A 19,096-nucleotide genomic window follows, 5' to 3' on the forward strand; every position below is an offset into this window, starting at 1 on the left:
CGAAAAACTTAGCAATCGTTCGTGTTTTATGCTAAAATGATTATACTACATTTTAAGGGAGCGTTTTATTATGAAAGAAGCATTTCGTTTACAAACTGATTTTTCATCTTCATTTGATCGCTGGGTAAGTTCTTTCGTGTCTGATCACCCAGCACAATTAGAATGGACGACTTTGAAAGAGTTAATCCATGAATATACAACAACACATACAAATGATTCGTTACCAACATATATTTCTTCAGCTTTCACATATTATGCACAACGTGTTTCAACAACAAACAGTTCAGAAATTGTTATTTTTGAAAATCATACAATCTCTTAATCTATCATAAAAAGCACTGGTTACAGTGCTTTTTTATTTATACTTATATAGCAAATCGGCATATTCCGTCCCAAATTTGTATACATACTTTGATCAAACTCATCTAAAATTATCTTTTCACTTGAGTTATTAAATAATTCTTTTGCTTGTAGTGCAAAAGAGACAATTGGTTTTCTATAAAAACTTTATAATAAAAAGGGTCATGATATGTACTGCTTCATGACACCTTCTACATAAACTTATTTTCTAATTTTTGCTGAAAAGACTTTTCTTGCTTACGTAGTAGTTGACTACCTCGTTGTAAAATTGGCATTCCATACTTATCATTAATTTGATCAATGACAGCAAGTAATGGTTCTTCTTTCGCATCTTCTTCAAATGAAAACAAATCTAATTGTTTCACCGATTCTGTCTTCCACTCTATTTCAGTAGCTGTAACACCTAGCAAACGAACGGAATCACCATCCCAATGTTGCTTCCATAAACGAGAAGCTGCTTGAAAAATATCTCGTTCTTCCCAAATGGCATTTTTCAATTGCTTACTCCGCGTTACTGTTCGCCTATCATGATATTTAATCATAATTTGAATATTATAGCTGACAAGAGTTCGCTTTTGTAACCTTTTACTCACTGATTTTGATAGCCGTTCTAACATATCAAGTAATTCTTTCTCTTCATCCATATCCTTTGAAAAAGTCATCGAGTTACCAACGCTTTTATGTTGTCCCATTTGACTCGGATCAACTTCCCTATCATCCATACCTTTTGCCCGCTTTTGTAAATCAACACCGTGCTTTCCAATTTTAGCGCGAATGATATGTTCGTTTCCCTTTGCTAACTGCTCAATGGTTTGTATATGAATAGCATTTAATTTTTCAGCTGTTTTTTCTCCAATTCCATGCATCGCTCCAACTGGAAGTGGCCAAATCATTTCTGGAATATCTCGTTTTCGAAGCACCGTAATACCGAGAGGCTTTTTCATATCAGAAGCTGTTTTTGCTAGGAAAAGGTTTGGAGCAATTCCGATGCTACACGGCAACTGTAACTCTGTTAATAACGCTTGCTGAATCATCTTTGCTATTTCAAGAGGTGAACCAAGTGCGTAGCAATCTGTAATATCTAAATACCCTTCATCTATTGAGACTGGTTGTATTTTTTCTGTAAAACGGGAAAGAATTTGAAACATTTGAAATGAAGCTTCGCGATATAATGTAAAATTAGGACGTCTTATAACTAATTGTGGGCATAACCGTTTCGCTTCCCAAAGAGGCATCGTTGTACGTATTCCATATTCTCTCGCCTCATAACTACATGTTATGATAATTCCTTTTCTTTCTTTTTCATTTCCAGCAACCGCTAACGGCTTTCCTTGTAATGATGAGTCATGAGCAATTTCAACAGATGCGAAAAAACAATTCATATCTACATGTAAAATAACACGACCCTTTTTCGGATACATTTCTCGCATAGTACTCACTCCCTAATCAGAACGTTCGTTCTTTTATTATATCAAATTTTGCACAATAATTATAATAATTACTTGTTCTTTTCTATCATGTTTATTGCTATAATTTAAATAAAGTGGATATATTTGTAATTAGGAGTGATTACTATGAGATCTACTGATAAACTCAACTATACGTTCCTCGTAATTATACTAATCGTCGCAATCAATTATTTACTTCTTCCTATTTTTGATATGAACATAGCTGGTTTCCTTCCTCGCCTAATCCATGTAGTAACAACTTACATACTGCCATGGATTTTCTTGTATTGGCTTATCCGCCTTGTAAAAGCAATCGAATCAAAATAAAAAGCGTGTAAATCACAATTGATTTACACGCTTTTTCTATTACATTACTTCGCTACTTCTTCAATAATTGCAACAACTAATTCTGCTGTTTTCGCTAATTCTTCAACAGGAATCTTTTCGTTTGTTGTATGAATTTCTTCATAACCAACCGCTAAGTTAACTGTTGGAATACCGTGTCCTGCAATTACATTTGCATCACTTCCGCCACCACTTTGGTGAAGAGAAGGTGTACGACCAATTGTTTCAGCTGCACGTTTTGCAACCTCTACAACGTGATCTCCATCAGCAAATTTAAATCCTGGATACATAACGTTTACTTCAACGTCTGCTTGACCGCCCATTTCTTTTGCAGTTGTTTCAAATGCTTCTTTCATTTTCGCAACTTGTACTTCCATTTTTTCATTGATTAAAGAACGCGCTTCTGCAAAGATTTGTACATGATCGCAAACGATATTCGTTTGTGTACCACCTTCAAAACGTCCAATATTTGCAGTTGTTTCAGAATCAATACGACCAAGTGGCATCTTCGCAATTGCTTTCGCTGCGATAGTAATTGCAGATACACCTTTTTCTGGTGCTACACCAGCGTGAGCTGTTTTTCCGCGAATAATTGCATTCACTTTCGCTTGTGTTGGAGCTGCAACAACGATTTCACCAACTTTTCCATCGCTATCTAATGCATAACCGTATTTCGCTGTAATACGCTCACGATCTAATGCTTTTGCACCAACAAGACCAGATTCTTCTCCAACTGTAATAATAAATTCAATTGTACCATGAGGGATATTTTTTTCTTTTAAAACACGGATTGCTTCGAACATTGATGCTAATCCGGCTTTATCATCCGCACCTAAAATCGTAGTACCATCTGATACGATATATCCATCTTTAATAGAAGGCTTAATTCCATTACCAGGAACTACTGTATCCATATGAGAAGTAAAGTAAATTGTATCAACACCATCTTTTGTTGCTGGTAATGTACAAATTAAGTTACCTGCACCATGCCCAGTAACAGCCATTGTGTCATCTTCAAATACTTCTACACCTAAATCTGTAAATTTCTTTGTTAATACTTTGCAAATTTCTGCTTCAAATTTCGTTTCAGAATCTACTTGTACTAATTCCATGAATTCATTTACTAAACGTTCTTGATTAATCATAAGACTGCGCCTCCTGCACTACCATTATGTATGTAACACTATTAATTATAACAGAATTTCGCAAAAGTTTCGAAATACAAGACAAAAAACAGACGGTTTATATGTCTAGATAACCATCTGCTTTCTATTACTCATTTAACAATACCCAGCGCATATGATCTTCCCACACTCCATTAACCATTAACATCTTTCTAGACACGCCCTCATATTGAAAGCCTATCTTCGTCACTACTTGTATAGATGCTAAGTTTCGCGGCATAATAGGTGCTTCTATACGATGTAATTGAAATTCTTCAAAAGCAACTTGAATAGCTTTTCTAAGCGCTTCTGTCGTATAACCTTTGTTTAACTCTGCTTTATCTAATTTATAACTGAGTACACAAGATTGATAAATTCCACGAACAATTAAATTAAATGAAATACACCCAATTATTTTCGTATCATCACCCTTTTTAAAAATCCAAAGCCTAATGATTTTACCTTCTGCGAACTCTCTTCTATCCTTTTGTAACTTTTTCTTTTGATAATCTAACGTAAAAAAATCATCCGGTCTATACTCTTCCCAAGCTTTTAAAAATTCACGATTTCTGTCGTAATATTGAAGAACTTTTTCAGCATACGACTCATCAATTTCTCTTAAATGCAAACGATTTGTTTCGTATATTTTCATCATCGTATCTCCATTCTCCAGCTTGCATAACAAAAAACTTATACTCCATCATTTTATATATTCTCTACCTACATACAAATTTCCTGTTATACTTTACACACACTTCTCGAATTTTGTCATTTCTCTCCTCTTGTCCACAATATCATTTCTCGTTACAATGATATTGTACTGATTTGCAAGGAGGTATAACGATGCATAAAAAAGCTCAAAAAGTTATGATTTATGTAATGCTAATTTCTATGCTTGTAACAACATTACTTGCTGGCGCAAGTATGTTTTGGTAAAAAGGACGATGTGTTCGTCCTTTTTTTACTTTTACACACAATAAAAATAAACCATCTCGAAATCGAGATGGTTTATTTTGTATAAAGCACAATCGCTACAATACTAAAGGAAAATGACATTACAAGCGCTATTACAAAACTTGTATATTGTTTCTGCTGAAATGCCCCAATAACAAAAGTAAGATTGAGTAATGCCATACATACAATCGCTACAAGATAAGAACATATATTAAAAGTTGCCAATATGAATGTAATAACAAATAGAAATCCCATAAAAAACTGCATATACGAAAGTTTTGGATTCAAGTACATATGAGCAACCCCTTTATCTAATTTTACTCCGATTGGTGTGGGCTAATAATGAGCGGGTAATAACCTCCCACTGATTAAAGTTTCACTTTACCTTTCTATACTCTCATTAACGCATGGTTATGTACACATGTCAAGACAACTTATTACAATAGAAAAAGCCAACCTTTTCGTTGGCTTTTTCATATGCAATGGCTCCTTTTTCTTTTGCCAATTGCTGAAATGATTTTTTCGATTTTACAATCCATACTTTCGTTCCAATTGGAATGCGATCAAATAAATATTCCACATCGTTTTTCTTCATTCTTATACACCCTTGTGAAATATACTTTCCAATTGAACTAGGTTGGTTTGTACCATGTATTCCATATTTACTCCCATCAGTTCCTCTGGCATTAAATCCCATCCACCTAGATCCAAGTGGATTTTTTGGTGATCCACCTGGAATATTTTTCGCAATATAATATGGGTCCTTCGCTTTCATTACAATATCAAAAGTTCCCTCTGGAGTTAGTTCGTTTGTTTTCCCTGTCGCTACTGGAAAAACCTTCTGAATTTTCCCATCGTCAATATAAGCTAATTTATTTGTCGCTTTATTTACAATAATGAAAGGATCTCCGGCACGTGGATTATCACCAAGAGGCCAAATAGGCGATAAAGAAAGGCATAATATGAAAGAGAGAAGATACGGCATAAACAATTCCTACCTTCTATATAAGTTCTTTTATATTATCCTTTCCCTTAAAGCGGCTTTTAATGAGTAAATATTGCTCCATTTCATACACAAGTTGAACAAGTTTCGCACGTATCTCAAATTCTTCACGTGTAACTGGTAATGGCATGTCTCTAAATAACTCTCGCATTTCTTGAAGCTGTCTTAAGGAAATAACCCCAGTACTCTCCGGGCTAATGGCATTTCCAATGTTTTCAACCACATCCGCAATCATGTCAGCTTGTTCATATGTCCATGATAAAGAAGCAGCTAATGGTATCATTCGCTCTAAAATTTCGAATTGTTGCATACGCATATTAAAATAGCGGTAGTAATAACTATCTTCTCGCATAAATGCATTCTCAAGTTTCTTAAACGATAAATCCCTTGCTTCATTTAACATATTTTCAGTTTCAATAAGTTCTGCCCCGCTCCAGCTACTTTCCCTGTTTCGTAAATACACAACCATTTCAAACAAAATTGTTTTAAAATTACTTTCTATTTTATCCTGATACTCTTTTAGTTTATTTTCACTACTTGGCATATACATATTCACTAATAAAGCCACGCTAATCCCTATCGTTAATATCGCAATTTCGTTCCCAACAATAAGCCATGTAATTTGTTTCAATGAATACAGGTGCATAACAATAACTGAACTCGTGACAATACCTTCTTGAATTTTAAGCATAACTGCAGTCGGAATAAATGTAAGTAATAATACACTAATTGCAAGTGGTGTATAACCAATTGTTTCAAATATACAAAACGCGAATACCATTGATAGTACACAAGCTAAAAAACGATGTAACGACACTTGAAGTGATTTACGTTTCGTATTTTGTACACATAATATAACTAAAATACCCGCTGAACTATAAAATTCTAACCCTAATAACTGAGCAATAAAAACTGCTGCGCCTGTCCCTATTGCTGTTTTTACTGTACGGTATCCAATTTTGAACATAGCATTGCTCCTATATGTATAAACTTATTTACAGTTAGTATAAAAAAAGGATGACACAATGTCATCCTTTTCTACTTATTATTCACTTAACCTTTACATATTACAATATTTTTTGTAAAAATTGTTGCGCACGCTCGCTTTTCGGTGCTGCAAAAAATTCTGCTGGCGCACTATCTTCTACAAGTTTTCCACCATCTAAAAAGAGAACACGATCTGCTACTTCTTTTGCAAATCCCATTTCATGTGTAACAATCGCCATTGTCATTCCTGTCGTAACTAATGATTTCATAACTTCTAACACTTCTTTTACCATTTCTGGATCTAGTGCTGATGTCGGTTCATCAAATAACATTACTTCTGGTTCCATCGCTAACGCTCTCGCAATTGCTACACGTTGCTTTTGTCCTCCCGAAAGACGATTCGGATACGTATCTTTTTTATCTAATAAACCGACCTTTTCTAAAAGTTTTTCGGCTTTCTTTTCAGCTTCTTGTTTCGTTACTCCTTTTACATTGATAGGAGCATACGTAATATTTTCTAATACAGTCATATGAGGAAATAGGTGGAAATGCTGAAATACCATTCCGACATTTTCACGAACGTGCATAATATTCGTTTTCGGATTCGTTACTTCTTCCGTTCCAATCCAAATGTGACCATTTGTCGGTGCTTCTAACACATTCATACAACGTAAAAATGTTGATTTCCCTGATCCAGACGGTCCAATGATTGCTACTACTTCCCCTTTTTCAATCGTTGTTGTAATTCCTTTTAATACTTCGTTTTTTCCAAATGATTTATGAAGGTTTTCAATTTTAATCACTTTTCTTCATTCTCCCTTCAATTGCCTTCCCGACTAATGTAAGAATAATGACTAGCATATAATAAATGAGTCCAACAAAAAGTAATGGTTCCAGATATTTAAACGTCTCACCGCCTACAATGTAAGCACGGCGCATTAAATCCGTTGCTCCTATTACTGTTACTACAGCCGATTCTTTCGTAAGTGTCGCAAACTCGTTCACAAGCGCTGGTAATATATTTTTTAATGCTTGAGGAAAAATGATATTTCGCATCATTTTCCCGTAAGGAATCCCTAAAGCCATTGCTGCTTCTGTTTGTCCTTTATCAACTGCTTGAATGCCGGCACGGATTACTTCTGACATGTATGCACCTGAATTCAAACTAAATGCTAGTACAGCCGCTAAAAAGGCCGGTATTTCATAACCAATTATTTGCGGTACACCGAAATAAATAATCATTAATTGCAATACAAGTGGTGTACCACGGAAAATTGATGTATAAAGATCTGCCGCTATATTTAATGCTCGTATTCTAGCAATTTTACAAAGCGCTAATAACGTTCCTAAAATAAATCCCGCTAAAGCTGACACTGCTACAATTTTCAAAGTAACTTCTAGACCTTTTAATATATACGGTATCGAAGGCGTAATCGCCGAAAAATCTAAGTTCATTCTTTTCATTCCCCTCACAGAAAAGTGAAAGGCAGCTTATTTTTCGCTGCCAAACCATTTCTTCACTAATTTATCCATTTCTCCATTTTCTTGCATTTTTTTAATTACTTTATTAAATTCAGCTGTTTTATCACTATTTTTCGGAAGGGCAATTGCTGCTCCTACTTCTTCTGGCGCTTCTTTAATTTCAATTCCTTGTAAATCTTTCATTTTCTCTAAATAATTTTTAGCAACTGTGTCTTCTATAATTGCAGCATCAAAACGACCTGCTTTAATTTCTTGTACGATTTCTGGTATACGGTCACGTCCCTCAACTTTGAAATCTACTTGTTTTTTAAATTCTGCTGCTTTCTCTTCTTGAATAGATCCTGTTTGTACCCCTACTTTTTTCCCTTTTAAATCCTCTACAGATTTAATGTTAGAATCCTTTTTAGAAACGACCATGTTTTTCGCAACAAAATAAATATCTGTGAAATCAACATTATTTTTACGCTCTGCAGTTGGTGTCATTCCTGCCATTACGAAATCAACTTTTCCTGAGCTAAGAGATGCTAATAAACCACCAAAATCCATATCTTTCACTTTCACTTCATAACCAAGTTCTTTTCCGATATATTTAGCAACATCAACATCAAAGCCGATAATTTCATCACTTTTTGAAGCTTCCACGTATTCATATGGTTTATAATCTGCTGAAGTCCCCATAACCAGTACTTTTTTATTTTTTCCCGTATCCTTTTCTTCCCCATTACTACAAGCACTGAACATACTTACAATTAAAATAAGTGCAAACGATATTGATACTAACTTCTTCATCTTTCTTCCCCCTAATAATGTATATTTAAAAGTTTAATAGAATATTTATTCGATGCTTGTATTGTATCAGCACTTTAATTTTTATGCAATATATAAAATAAAAATAAATAAAAAATCATTTAAATCAATGTTTATTATGCATAAAAAAATGCATAAATTAACCAACTAATGTATATCCTATCGTTTTGAATAATAAATAAAAAAGGCGCTACCCCCACTTAATTGTGAGCATAGCGCCTTTTCAATTATTTATAGTTCTTCGCAATTCTCTTCGAAATAAGATTGTAGTTTCGCAATGACTTGCATTGGTTCATGACCTTCAATTTCATGACGCTCTACCATCGTTACAATTTTTCCATCTTTTAATAACGCAAATGATGGAGAAGAAGGTGGATACCCTTCGAAATATTCACGAGCTCTTGCTGTTGCTTCTTTATCTTGACCTGCAAACACCGTTACAAGATGGTTAGGACGTTTATCATAATGTACGGAATGCGCAGCAGCAGGACGAGCGATGCCACCTGCACAACCACATACAGAGTTTACCATTACAAGTGTTGTTCCATTTCTTTTAAACGCTTCTTCTACTGCTTCCGGCGTCGTTAATTCTGTATATCCAGCAGAGACAATCTCTTCACGCGCTTGGCGGACAACATCATTCATAAAAAAGTTAAAATTAATCAATCTTTTCCCTCCTCTAAAACTATCTATTTGTATCTTACCAGTTAATGTTTATGAAATACAAGTAAGTTTACTTGTATTTAGGTATAGAAAAGGTGTTAGAGCAGGACTCTAACACCTTTTTTTTAATGACCACGATGTTTTTGCTTTGCTTTTTGTAATTTGATTAAACGCATTCTTTGTTTTTCAGCTTCTCGCTCCTCTTTAGATTGCACTTTCTTTTCTTGTTTATGCAGTTCATAAGATAAGCTAATTGCCTCTTGCGCCTTAGTAAAACGGTTTACATTTACTTCTTTTGCTGCTTGTCGTATGATTCGCTTTATATTTTTGGGACGCTGTTTTTCTTTCACTTCCACACCACATTTTGCAAAGTGCTGAAAATACGCTAACATTGAACCGTTCACAAATATAAGCACTTCTTCGTCTGAAGGTTCCGTTCCAAAAATATACCTCGCTCCATACAATTTCCCTTTTTCTTTAGATGTAATAATTCCTACAAAAAATTGTCCATCGTGATATACTGTCAAATCCATTGACAGCCCCTCCTTTAAAAAAATTAGAAATACGGGACATCCCGGAGGGGGAAGGTTACTGACATGAAATCATGCGTCTGGACTACCAACCAGAACTGTGTTTTTGTATTTCTTTCACTATTATTATATCTTTTTTTCCATAATCTTCATATATTCACCAATCATTTTTTTATGAGATCCTACAATATATTCAGGTAGTTCTGTTACTTGGAAAAATTTAAGCTGAACTGCTTCTTCTTTATTCATAACAAAATCCCCTTCGTATTCATCCGTATAATAAGCGGTCGTTACAGATTGAAATTCATCACCGTTTGCTAATTTTGTAAAATAGTTCGCTCCAGAAAATACATTGATTAATCGTAGGTTCTTTACTTCTATTCCTGTCTCTTCATATACTTCGCGGTAAGCTGTTTCTTCTGGTGATTCACCAAGCTCCATGAGCCCGCCAGGCAGCCCCCATTTTCCGTACGGCTCTGTCCGTTGCTGTAATAAAACATATCCACTTTCATTTATAACGAGTACAACAGCACCAACTAAAATTAAAGGGCGATGACCAACTATTTTTCGTAATTCTTCTACATATCCCATCGTATCGCCTCCTTGTTCGTTGTCTACACTATTGTATCATATGTATGAAACGACAAAATGCGTATATTTTTCATTTTTTTAACAAAATATTTATTTTATGTGCTTCATCTACTGTAGCTAACATATAAGTAAAAAAGCTGGTTCGTTTTTACACGAACCAGCTTTTTTACTTAACAGAAAACATATACTTTTTATACGTTTTTCGTACCGATAATATAAGACCCATCATAATCATATTTGAGAATAAGGAACTTCCCCCATATGATAAGAAAGGTAATGCAATCCCTTTTACAGGCATTAGTCCAACAATCATACCGATGTTTTGGAATATTTGAACTGTCAATATACCGATAGATCCAGCACATAATAATGTACCAAATAAATTATCAGCAGAATAACCGATAATAATTGTTCGATATAGTAGTAATAGGAACAAGAAGACAACTAGCGCTGCTACGATAAATCCACCTTCTTCGGCAATAGTAGCGAAAATAAAGTCCGTATGCTTCTCTGGGATATAGACGCTTCCTTCACCAAACCCTTTACCTTCCATTCCTCCACTACCTACAGCTAAAATCGATTGCTGTGTTTGATAACCTTGATCTGTATGTTCAAATGGATCTAACCAACCTAAAATACGTGATTGTTGGTGAGGTTTTAGTAAAGTAACTAAATTGTTAAAGAAGAAATCCTCATATCTTACGTAAATGAATATTAACGCAGATAATATGGTCACCGGAATAACTGTACATAACGCTATCAATTTTTTCTGAATACCTGACATAAATAAAATACATGCAATAGCAGCAGCATATAAGAACACCATACCTGTATCTGGTTGGCTATATACAACAGCCATAGGTGGAAGTGACACTAGCATAATTTTACCTACTAATTTCAAATCCGTTTGGAATGTCCTTGCCATATACTGTGCATTATGTTTCACTGCTATACTTGCTACTATGAGAAGCAATGAAATTTTGAAAAACTCAGACGGCTGAATTTGTCCAGCTACTGGAAAAACAAACCACCTTTTTGCACCTAATTTTTCAGGTGTGAAAGTGGAAACCGGTAATATTTTCAAAAGAATAAGTGAGCCAAATCCAGCAATATAAAGTGGCCAAGACAATTTTTGTAATTGATCTAAGTCTATGCTTGCAACAAGAAGTAACAATACAACCCCAATTATGTAGTTAACACCTTGTTTCATAGCAAAGTTTGCATCTCCATACTGTCCGGTTTGCTGACTGCTATATATAGCAGCTATACTCGTAACACATAGTGCAAACAAAATTAAAATTAATTTTACATCTAAACTTTTTAGAAACTCGGTACTTCTTTTCATGACATCCTCCTGAAACATTGTTACGGCAAAATAAAAAACCAGGAGTCAACATTCTTCATGTTTTGACGACTGATTACACATTATCTATAAAACACTTATATAGAATAACTCTCTTTTTCATACAATACAATATATTATACTACAGTTTCATCAGTAAGATTTGCCAAAAAAATTATTCTTTCCTTATTTTATATCTATATACCATATATCAGCAATGTATTTTCGTAAATTCCTAATACATTCTCGTTCATTGTAAGATTACCGGGAAAAGTGTTGTACATATAGTAGGATGCAAATGAAGAAATGAGATGATAAAAAGCTCGCATAAGCGAGCTTTTTATTAATATACAGATGTATTATTTTCTGACGTATTTTCTAAAATTTCTTTTACACGTCCTAAGAATTTACCACAAATTAAGCCATCTAATACACGGTGATCAAGTGATAAACATAAGTTAACCATATCGCGAGCACCGAACATACCATTATCCATAATTACTGGACGTTTTACAATTGATTCAACTTGTAAAATAGCCGCTTGTGGGTAATTAATAATACCCATAGATTGAACAGAACCGAATGATCCAGTGTTATTAATTGTAAATGTTCCGCCTTGCATTTCGTCCGCTTTTAACGATTTCGTACGTACTTTTCCTGCAAGTTCTGTAATTTCACGAGCGATACCTTTAATCGTCTTCTCGTCCGCGTGTTTAATTACTGGTACAAATAGTTCATCCTCTGTTGCAACAGCGATAGAAAGGTTAATATCTTTCTTCTGAACGATTTTATCGCCAGCCCACATTGAATTAATTTGAGGATATTCTTTTAACGCTTGTGCCACTGCTTTTACGAAGAAAGCAAAGAACGTTAAGTTAAAGCCTTCACGCTTCTTGAAATCCCCTTTAATTGAATTACGGTATGACACAAGGTTTGTCACATCTACTTCAATCATCATCCAAGCATGTGGCGCTTCGTGTTTACTACGTAACATGTTCGCTGCAATTGCTTTACGCACACCTGTTACTGGAATTTCGATATCGCCAGGCATTGTCGGTACAGAAACTGGTTTTGCAGCTTCTACTTTTTGTGCTACCGGCGCTGCTTTTGGTGCTTCTGGACGCGCTTCTACTACTGCCGCTACCGCTTCCTCTTTCTTTGCACCTGCTTGCGGAATATTTCCAGATTCCACTAGCTTTAAAATATCTTTACGAGTGATACGGCCATTTGCTCCCGTACCTTCTACTAAATCTAAATCCACATTATGCTCACCCGCAAGTTTTAACACAGCTGGTGAAAAACGTGGTTTTCCATCAGTTGGTTGTTTTGCTTTCGGTGCTTTTTCAGGCGTAGCTACTTCTGCCTTTGGTTCTTCTTTCGTTTTTTCCTCAACAGCTGTTGCTGCTACTTCATCTGCGCCTTCTACTTGAATCACACAAACTACTTCACCTACAGCTAACGTATCACCTTCACCAGCGATTAACTCTTTCACAATACCAGTAAAAGAAGATGGTACTTCAGCATTTACTTTATCAGTCATTACTTCTGCAAGCGGATCATACTTATTTACGTGATCGCCAACATTAACGAGCCATTTACTAATTGTACCCTCTGTAACGCTCTCCCCGAGCTGAGGCATTGTAATATTTTCTACAGCCATGTATAGTCCCCCCGATTAAAATTCCGCAAGTTCACGCATTGCTTTTTCAACTTTATCTGGATTTACCATAAAGAATTTTTCCATTGTTGGTGCATATGGCATTGCTGGAACGTCTGGACCTGCAAGACGTGCGATTGGCGCATCTAAATCAAACAGACAGTTTTCAGCAATAATTGCTGCCACTTCACTTATAATACTTCCTTCTTTATTGTCTTCTGTTACAAGAAGAACTTTACCTGTTTTAGAAGCAGCTTCAATGATTGCTTCTTTATCTAATGGATATACAGTACGTAAATCAAGAATGTGTGCAGAGATGCCGTCCTGTGCTAACTTTTCAGCTGCTTGAAGAGCAAAATGAACACATAATCCGTATGTGATAACAGTAATATCATCACCTTCGCGTTTTACATCTGCTTTTCCGATTGGTAATACGTAGTCATCTTCTGGTACTTCACCTTTAATTAAGCGATATGCACGTTTATGTTCAAAGAATAATACTGGATCTTCATCACGAATGGCAGCTTTTAGTAAGCCTTTTGCATCATATGGTGTAGAAGGGATAACAATTTTTAAACCTGGTTGGTTTGCAAACATCGCTTCTACAGATTGTGAATGATACAATGCACCGTGAACGCCTCCGCCAAATGGTGCACGAATTGTAACTGGACAAGTCCAATCGTTGTTAGAACGATAACGAATTTTTGCTGCCTCAGAAACAATTTGGTTTACTGCTGGCATGATAAAATCAGCAAACTGCATTTCAGCGATTGGACGCATACCATACATTGCAGCACCAATTGCTACCCCAGCGATTGCAGATTCTGCAAGCGGTGCATCAAGCGCACGATCTTCACCAAATTGATCATACAAACCGTGTGTCGCTTTAAACACGCCACCTTTTTTACCAACATCTTCTCCTAAAACGAATACTTTCTCATCGCGTTCCATTTCTTCGCGCATTGCTAATGTAATAGCATCAATATAAGACATTACAGCCATGAAACGTTCCCCCCTATTCTGCGTATACGTGCTTCAATGCATCTTCAGGTGCTGCATACGGAGCATTTTCTGCATATTCTGTTGCTTCATTTACGATATGCATAATTTCGTCTAACATTTGTTTTTCAGATTCCTCAGTTAACACACCAGCTTCTTTTAAATAAGCTGCAAATGTTATAATTGAATCTTTTTTCTTCGCTTCTTCTACTTCTTCTTTATCACGATAAACACGATCATCATCGTCACTAGAATGTGCTGTTAAACGATATGATACTGTTTCAATTAAAGTCGGGCCTTCACCACGACGACCGCGATCTGCCGCTTCTTTCACAGCTTTATACACTGCAAGCGGATCGTTTCCGTCTATTGTATATCCAGGCATACCGTAACCAATTGCACGATCTGCTACGTTTTTACATGCTAATTGTTTTTCAACCGGAATAGAGATTGCATATTTATTATTTTCACACATGAAAATAACAGGTAGTTTGTGTACACCAGCAAAGTTTGCTCCTTCATGGAAGTCACCTTGGTTTGAAGAACCTTCTCCGAATGTAACAAACGTTACTAAATCTTTCTTCTCCATTTTTCCAGCTAGTGCAATACCAACTGCATGTGGTACTTGCGTTGTTACTGGAGATGAACCTGTAACAATACGATTTTTCTTTTGACCGAAGTGACCAGGCATTTGACGACCACCAGAGTTTGGATCTCCAGCTTTCGCGAAAGCAGACAACATAAGTTCTTTAGCTGTCATACCAAACGCTAGTACAACACCCATATCACGGTAGTATGGTAATGCATAATCTTTTTCTCTATCAAGAGCGAACGCTGCCCCAACTTGTGCAGCCTCTTGTCCTTGACAAGAAATTACGAATGGAATTTTACCAGCACGGTTTAATAACCACATACGTTCGTCAATTTTACGTGCAAGTAACATCGTACGGAACATTTCTAATACTTGCTCATCACTTAAGCCAAGCTCTTCATGGCGCTTTTCTTTTACTTCTGCCATTTTTCATAACCTCCTAAATCCACATTTTTATGCGTGTAACGCTTTTCCATCTACAGCTAATGCTGCTTCACCAATCGCCTCAGATAATGATGGATGCGGATGAATTGTATGTGCTACTTCCCAAGGTGTTGCATCAAGTACTCTTGCAAGACCAGCTTCAGAAATCATATCTGTTACATGTGGTCCAATCATATGAACACCAAGAATGTCATTTGTTTCTTCATCAACTACAAGTTTTACAAATCCATCAGATTCTCCGTATACAAGTGCTTTTCCGATTGCACGGAATGAGAACTTACCTACTTTTAACTTATAGCCTTTTTCTTTCGCTTCTTGTTCTGTTAAACCAACAGAAGCAACTTCTGGACTGCTATATACGCATTTTGATACCATAGAATAATCGATTGGTGTAACTTCTTTACCAGCAATATGTTCTACTGCAACAATTCCTTCATGAGAAGCAACGTGAGCAAGCTGTAAGCCACCGATTACATCTCCAATTGCGTAAATATGAGATTCTTTCGTTTGATAAAACTCATTTGTTTGAATGTATCCTTTTTCCACAACGATATCTGTATTCTCTAAACCAATATTTTGCGTATTAGCTTGTCTTCCTACAGATACAAGCATTTTTTCTGCTTTAAATTCTTTATTCTCACCGTTATGTTCAGCTTGAATTGTTACTCCATTATCTTTTACCAATGTTTCTGGTAATACTTTTGCACCAGTTACCACTTTAATACCTTTTTTCTTGAATAGACGTTGCATTTCTTTTGAAACGTCCTGATCCTCTAGTGGTAATATCGTTTTCGCATACTCTAACACTGTAACTTCTACACCGAAGTCAGCAAGCATAGACGCCCACTCAATACCGATTACACCGCCACCAACGATAATAATCGAACTAGGAAGCGTTTCCATTTTTAGAGCGTGATCGGAAGACATTACGTACTCTCCGTCTAACTCTAAACCTGGTAATGAATTTGGACGAGAACCTGTTGCAACAAGTACATTTTTTGGAATTAACATTTCATTTTCTTCTCCACTTGCAAGTTCAACTGAAATTGTACCTGGCATTGGAGAGAAAATAGATGGGCCAAGAATACGGCCAATACCTTCAAACACATCAATTTTACCTTGTTTCATTAAATGCTGAACGCCTTTATGAAGCTGCGTTACAATCTTTTCTTTGCGCTCTTGTACTTTAGCAAAGTTTAGTTCTACATTACTTGCAATAACTCCGAACTCTTCTCCTTTTTTAGCAGTTGCGTATACTTCTGCACTACGTAAAAGAGCTTTACTAGGAATACATCCTTTGTGTAAACAAGTACCACCAAGATTTTCTTTTTCAACAAGTGCTGTTTTTAATCCTAGTTGTGATGCGCGAATAGCAGCAACATATCCACCTGTACCACCGCCAACGATGACTAAATCATATTCTCTTGCCATTATCTCAACCCCTAGCTACTGTTTGTTTTTCTCTTACAACATACTCTTTCGGCGCTTCTTCTTCACGTAATACACGAAGTGCCCCTTCTGCTAACGCTTCTAACTCATCTTCCCCTGGATGTACGATAACATCTGCAATCCAGTCCACTCGTTCTTTTATTTCATCAACAAGAATTTTACTGTACGCAAGTCCACCAGTTAATACGATTGCATCGATTTTCCCGTGAAGCACAGCACTAGCTCCGCCAATTTCTTTCGCAACTTGATATGCCATTGCTTTATAAATAAGAGTTGCTTCAGGATCACCTTTTTCAACCATTTGTTCTACTTTAATCGCATCATTTGTACCGATTAGACTTACAAGTCCACCTTGTCCGACAAGCTGTTTCACCATTTCGTCTCGGTAATACTCACCAGAGAAACACATTTCAACTAGCTGTCCTACTGGTACTGTACCAGCACGCTCTGGGCTAAATGGTCCTTCTCCGTTTAAGCCATTATTTACATCGATAACTTTTCCTTTTTTATGAGCACCAACTGTAATACCGCCGCCCATATGTGTAACTAATAAATTTAAATCCTCGTATTTGTGATTTAATTGATCAGCTACTTTACGAGCAACCGCTTTTTGATTTAATGCATGGAAGATACTTTTGCGTTCCATACCAGCAATACCGCTGATACGAGCAATTGGCTCCATCTCATCTACAACGACAGGGTCCACAATGAATGCAGGAATATTTAATCCAGAAGCAATTTCATAGGCTAAAATGCCTCCTAGGTTTGAAGCGTGATGACCACTAAACCCATTTTTCAAATCTTCTAACATCGCATCGTTTACTGTATACGTACCGCCTTCGATTGGACGAAGTAATCCACCACGCCCACAAACAGCGTTTAATTTTGAAATGTTAATACCATGAGAATGTAGAACTTCTAAAATCGTTTCTTTACGAAACTCATATTGGTCAATAATTCGCTTATATTTTCCAATCTGTTCTACGTCATGACGAATCGTTTCTTCTAGAACAGGTCTTTCATTATCAAAAACACCAATTTTTGTGGATGTACTACCTGGGTTAATAACAAGAATTCGATTTACAGACAATGTTGCTACCTCCACTAATAAATTTAAAAGGAAGTGGAAACCTCATAAGAGGTAACCACACCTTTTGTAAAAGTTATATATGAATGATTAGCGACGGCTAATAATGTCATGACCGTTGCGTAAGTATGTGCTACGAGAGTTTTTCAAGCTTGCAATGCGCTCTTCAGCTAGACGATCTGCTGCTACATAAGTTGGTATGCCATCACGTTTTGAAATTTCGATTACTTTTGCAATTGTGTCATAGATAGACTCAACACGTTTTAGTGCACGTTCTCTATTGTATCCATATAATTCGTCTGCTACGTTAATTACGCCACCTGCATTAATAACATAGTCTGGTGCGTATACAATACCCATTTCATGAATGATGTCACCGTGACGATCTTCTTTTAATTGGTTATTTGCAGAACCTGCGATTACTTTTGCTTTAAGTTGTGAAATAGTTTCATCATTAACTGTTGCACCTAATGCACATGGTGCGTAAATATCACATTCAACACCGTAAATTTCATTTGGTTCAACTGCTGCCGCACCAAACTCTTCTACTGCACGTTGTACAGCTTCTTTATTTATATCTGTAACGATTAATTTTGCTCCTTCAGCGTGTAAATGTTTGCATAGGTGGTATGCTACATTACCAACACCTTGAACAGCAATTACTTTTCCTTCTAAATTATCAGTACCGAAAGCCTCTTTCGCAGCTGCTTTCATACCACGGTAAACACCGTATGCAGTTACTGGAGATGGGTTACCAGAAGAACCGAATGATGGTGAAATACCTGTTACAAAGTCAGTTTCTTCGTGGATAATATCCATATCATCTACTGTTGTACCAACATCTTCAGCTGTAATATAACGTCCGTTTAGCCCTTGAATATAGCGTCCTAATGCACGGAACATCGCTTCGCTCTTATCTTTACGTGGGTCACCGATAATTACTGTTTTCGCACCACCTAAGTTTAGACCAGCTGCTGCGTTTTTGTATGTCATCCCTTTTGCAAGACGCAATGCATCTTCAATCGCCGCTTCTTCAGAATCATATGTCCACATTCTTGTTCCACCAAGAGCTGGTCCAAGTGTTGTATCATGAATTGCAATAATTGCTTTTAAACCAGATTCTTTATCTTGACAAAATACTACTTGCTCATAATCATATTTTTCTAAGTATTCGAAGATTTCTAATGTCATTG

Annotated in this window: 22 protein-coding genes; 3 read left to right on the top strand and 19 right to left on the bottom strand. The window is 36.2% G+C overall.

Translation table 11 applies throughout. The annotated features are described in order from the left end of the window. The first annotated feature begins 70 nt into the window (after positions 1-70). Positions 71-322, top strand: a complete 252-nt coding sequence (locus ACYVEC_RS14595) for a DUF3932 family protein (RefSeq protein WP_063223025.1) — start codon at positions 71-73, stop codon at positions 320-322. Positions 323-551: 229 nt separating this feature from the next. Here the strand turns inward: ACYVEC_RS14595 and ACYVEC_RS14600 are convergent, their stop codons facing one another. Next, entirely contained in the window at positions 552-1,790 is a 1,239-nt protein-coding gene (locus tag ACYVEC_RS14600; protein WP_063223024.1) for a DNA polymerase IV, read from the bottom strand. Between the two features lie 144 nt (positions 1,791-1,934). On the opposite strand from ACYVEC_RS14600, the gene ACYVEC_RS14605 reads away from it, so the two are divergent. Continuing rightward, on the top strand, positions 1,935-2,135 hold the full coding sequence (locus tag ACYVEC_RS14605; protein ID WP_063223023.1) for a hypothetical protein: 201 nt from the start codon (positions 1,935-1,937) through the stop codon (positions 2,133-2,135). Between the two features lie 44 nt (positions 2,136-2,179). Here ACYVEC_RS14605 and ACYVEC_RS14610 read toward each other — a convergent pair whose 3' ends face one another. Continuing rightward, on the bottom strand, positions 2,180-3,298 hold the full coding sequence (locus ACYVEC_RS14610; protein WP_063223022.1) for a tripeptidase T: 1,119 nt from the start codon (positions 3,296-3,298) through the stop codon (positions 2,180-2,182). A 127-nt stretch (positions 3,299-3,425) separates the two neighbouring features. Next, the gene (locus tag ACYVEC_RS14615; protein WP_063223021.1) at positions 3,426-3,971 is read right to left on the bottom strand and encodes a GNAT family N-acetyltransferase; all 546 of its coding nucleotides are present in this window, start codon (positions 3,969-3,971) and stop codon (positions 3,426-3,428) included. Between the two features lie 188 nt (positions 3,972-4,159). Here ACYVEC_RS14615 and prli42 point away from each other — a divergent pair, with 188 nt between their 5' ends. Beyond that, the gene (gene prli42, locus ACYVEC_RS14620; protein WP_000549038.1) at positions 4,160-4,252 is read left to right on the top strand and encodes a stressosome-associated protein Prli42; all 93 of its coding nucleotides are present in this window, start codon (positions 4,160-4,162) and stop codon (positions 4,250-4,252) included. Between the two features lie 72 nt (positions 4,253-4,324). On the opposite strand, the gene ACYVEC_RS14625 is transcribed toward prli42, so the two are convergent. From ACYVEC_RS14625 to ACYVEC_RS14700, 16 genes are all read right to left on the bottom strand, one after another. After that, positions 4,325-4,564: a DUF3894 domain-containing protein gene (locus ACYVEC_RS14625; RefSeq protein ID WP_029439874.1), complete on the bottom strand. Its 240-nt coding sequence runs from the start codon at positions 4,562-4,564 to the stop codon at positions 4,325-4,327. Positions 4,565-4,694: 130 nt separating this feature from the next. Beyond that, the gene (locus ACYVEC_RS14630; protein WP_063223020.1) at positions 4,695-5,255 is read right to left on the bottom strand and encodes a L,D-transpeptidase; all 561 of its coding nucleotides are present in this window, start codon (positions 5,253-5,255) and stop codon (positions 4,695-4,697) included. 16 nt (positions 5,256-5,271) lie between these two features. After that, positions 5,272-6,240, bottom strand: coding sequence for an aromatic acid exporter family protein (locus ACYVEC_RS14635; RefSeq protein ID WP_063223019.1), 969 nt, complete (start codon positions 6,238-6,240; stop codon positions 5,272-5,274). 100 nt (positions 6,241-6,340) lie between these two features. Further along, positions 6,341-7,063, bottom strand: a complete 723-nt coding sequence (locus ACYVEC_RS14640; protein WP_000590218.1) for an amino acid ABC transporter ATP-binding protein — start codon at positions 7,061-7,063, stop codon at positions 6,341-6,343. Then, positions 7,056-7,715 carry an amino acid ABC transporter permease gene (locus ACYVEC_RS14645; RefSeq protein ID WP_001046917.1) on the bottom strand — a complete coding sequence of 220 codons (660 nt, stop codon included), beginning with the start codon at positions 7,713-7,715 and terminating at the stop codon, positions 7,056-7,058. Before ACYVEC_RS14645 ends, ACYVEC_RS14640 begins: the two co-directional genes overlap by 8 nt. 36 nt (positions 7,716-7,751) lie before the next feature. Further along, positions 7,752-8,531, bottom strand: coding sequence for a transporter substrate-binding domain-containing protein (locus tag ACYVEC_RS14650; protein WP_063223018.1), 780 nt, complete (start codon positions 8,529-8,531; stop codon positions 7,752-7,754). 249 nt (positions 8,532-8,780) lie between these two features. After that, positions 8,781-9,194 (bottom strand): BrxA/BrxB family bacilliredoxin, encoded by a 414-nt coding sequence (locus ACYVEC_RS14655; RefSeq protein WP_001979317.1) that lies wholly within the window; start codon positions 9,192-9,194, stop codon positions 8,781-8,783. A gap of 143 nt (positions 9,195-9,337) precedes the next feature. Next, positions 9,338-9,745 (bottom strand): YjdF family protein, encoded by a 408-nt coding sequence (locus ACYVEC_RS14660; RefSeq protein ID WP_063223017.1) that lies wholly within the window; start codon positions 9,743-9,745, stop codon positions 9,338-9,340. 123 nt (positions 9,746-9,868) lie between these two features. Beyond that, positions 9,869-10,333, bottom strand: coding sequence for an NUDIX hydrolase (locus ACYVEC_RS14665; RefSeq protein WP_063223016.1), 465 nt, complete (start codon positions 10,331-10,333; stop codon positions 9,869-9,871). 166 nt (positions 10,334-10,499) lie between these two features. Continuing rightward, the gene (locus tag ACYVEC_RS14670) at positions 10,500-11,678 is read right to left on the bottom strand and encodes an FtsW/RodA/SpoVE family cell cycle protein (protein ID WP_063223015.1); all 1,179 of its coding nucleotides are present in this window, start codon (positions 11,676-11,678) and stop codon (positions 10,500-10,502) included. Between the two features lie 340 nt (positions 11,679-12,018). After that, on the bottom strand, positions 12,019-13,335 hold the full coding sequence (locus ACYVEC_RS14675) for a dihydrolipoamide acetyltransferase family protein (RefSeq protein WP_000257655.1): 1,317 nt from the start codon (positions 13,333-13,335) through the stop codon (positions 12,019-12,021). Positions 13,336-13,350: 15 nt separating this feature from the next. Next, on the bottom strand, positions 13,351-14,334 hold the full coding sequence (gene bfmBAB / locus ACYVEC_RS14680; protein ID WP_000290070.1) for a 3-methyl-2-oxobutanoate dehydrogenase subunit beta: 984 nt from the start codon (positions 14,332-14,334) through the stop codon (positions 13,351-13,353). 13 nt (positions 14,335-14,347) lie between these two features. Next, positions 14,348-15,349, bottom strand: a complete 1,002-nt coding sequence (gene bfmBAA / locus ACYVEC_RS14685; RefSeq protein WP_063223014.1) for a 3-methyl-2-oxobutanoate dehydrogenase subunit alpha — start codon at positions 15,347-15,349, stop codon at positions 14,348-14,350. Positions 15,350-15,376: 27 nt separating this feature from the next. Further along, positions 15,377-16,798 carry a dihydrolipoyl dehydrogenase gene (lpdA, locus tag ACYVEC_RS14690; protein WP_063223013.1) on the bottom strand — a complete coding sequence of 474 codons (1,422 nt, stop codon included), beginning with the start codon at positions 16,796-16,798 and terminating at the stop codon, positions 15,377-15,379. A gap of 4 nt (positions 16,799-16,802) precedes the next feature. Continuing rightward, positions 16,803-17,906, bottom strand: a complete 1,104-nt coding sequence (gene buk / locus ACYVEC_RS14695) for a butyrate kinase (RefSeq protein ID WP_060632217.1) — start codon at positions 17,904-17,906, stop codon at positions 16,803-16,805. Between the two features lie 87 nt (positions 17,907-17,993). After that, positions 17,994-19,094: a leucine dehydrogenase gene (locus ACYVEC_RS14700; protein ID WP_063223012.1), complete on the bottom strand. Its 1,101-nt coding sequence runs from the start codon at positions 19,092-19,094 to the stop codon at positions 17,994-17,996. Positions 19,095-19,096: the final 2 nt, after the last annotated feature.

The sequence above is a fragment of the Bacillus sp. MN7755 genome, from assembly GCF_054771475.1.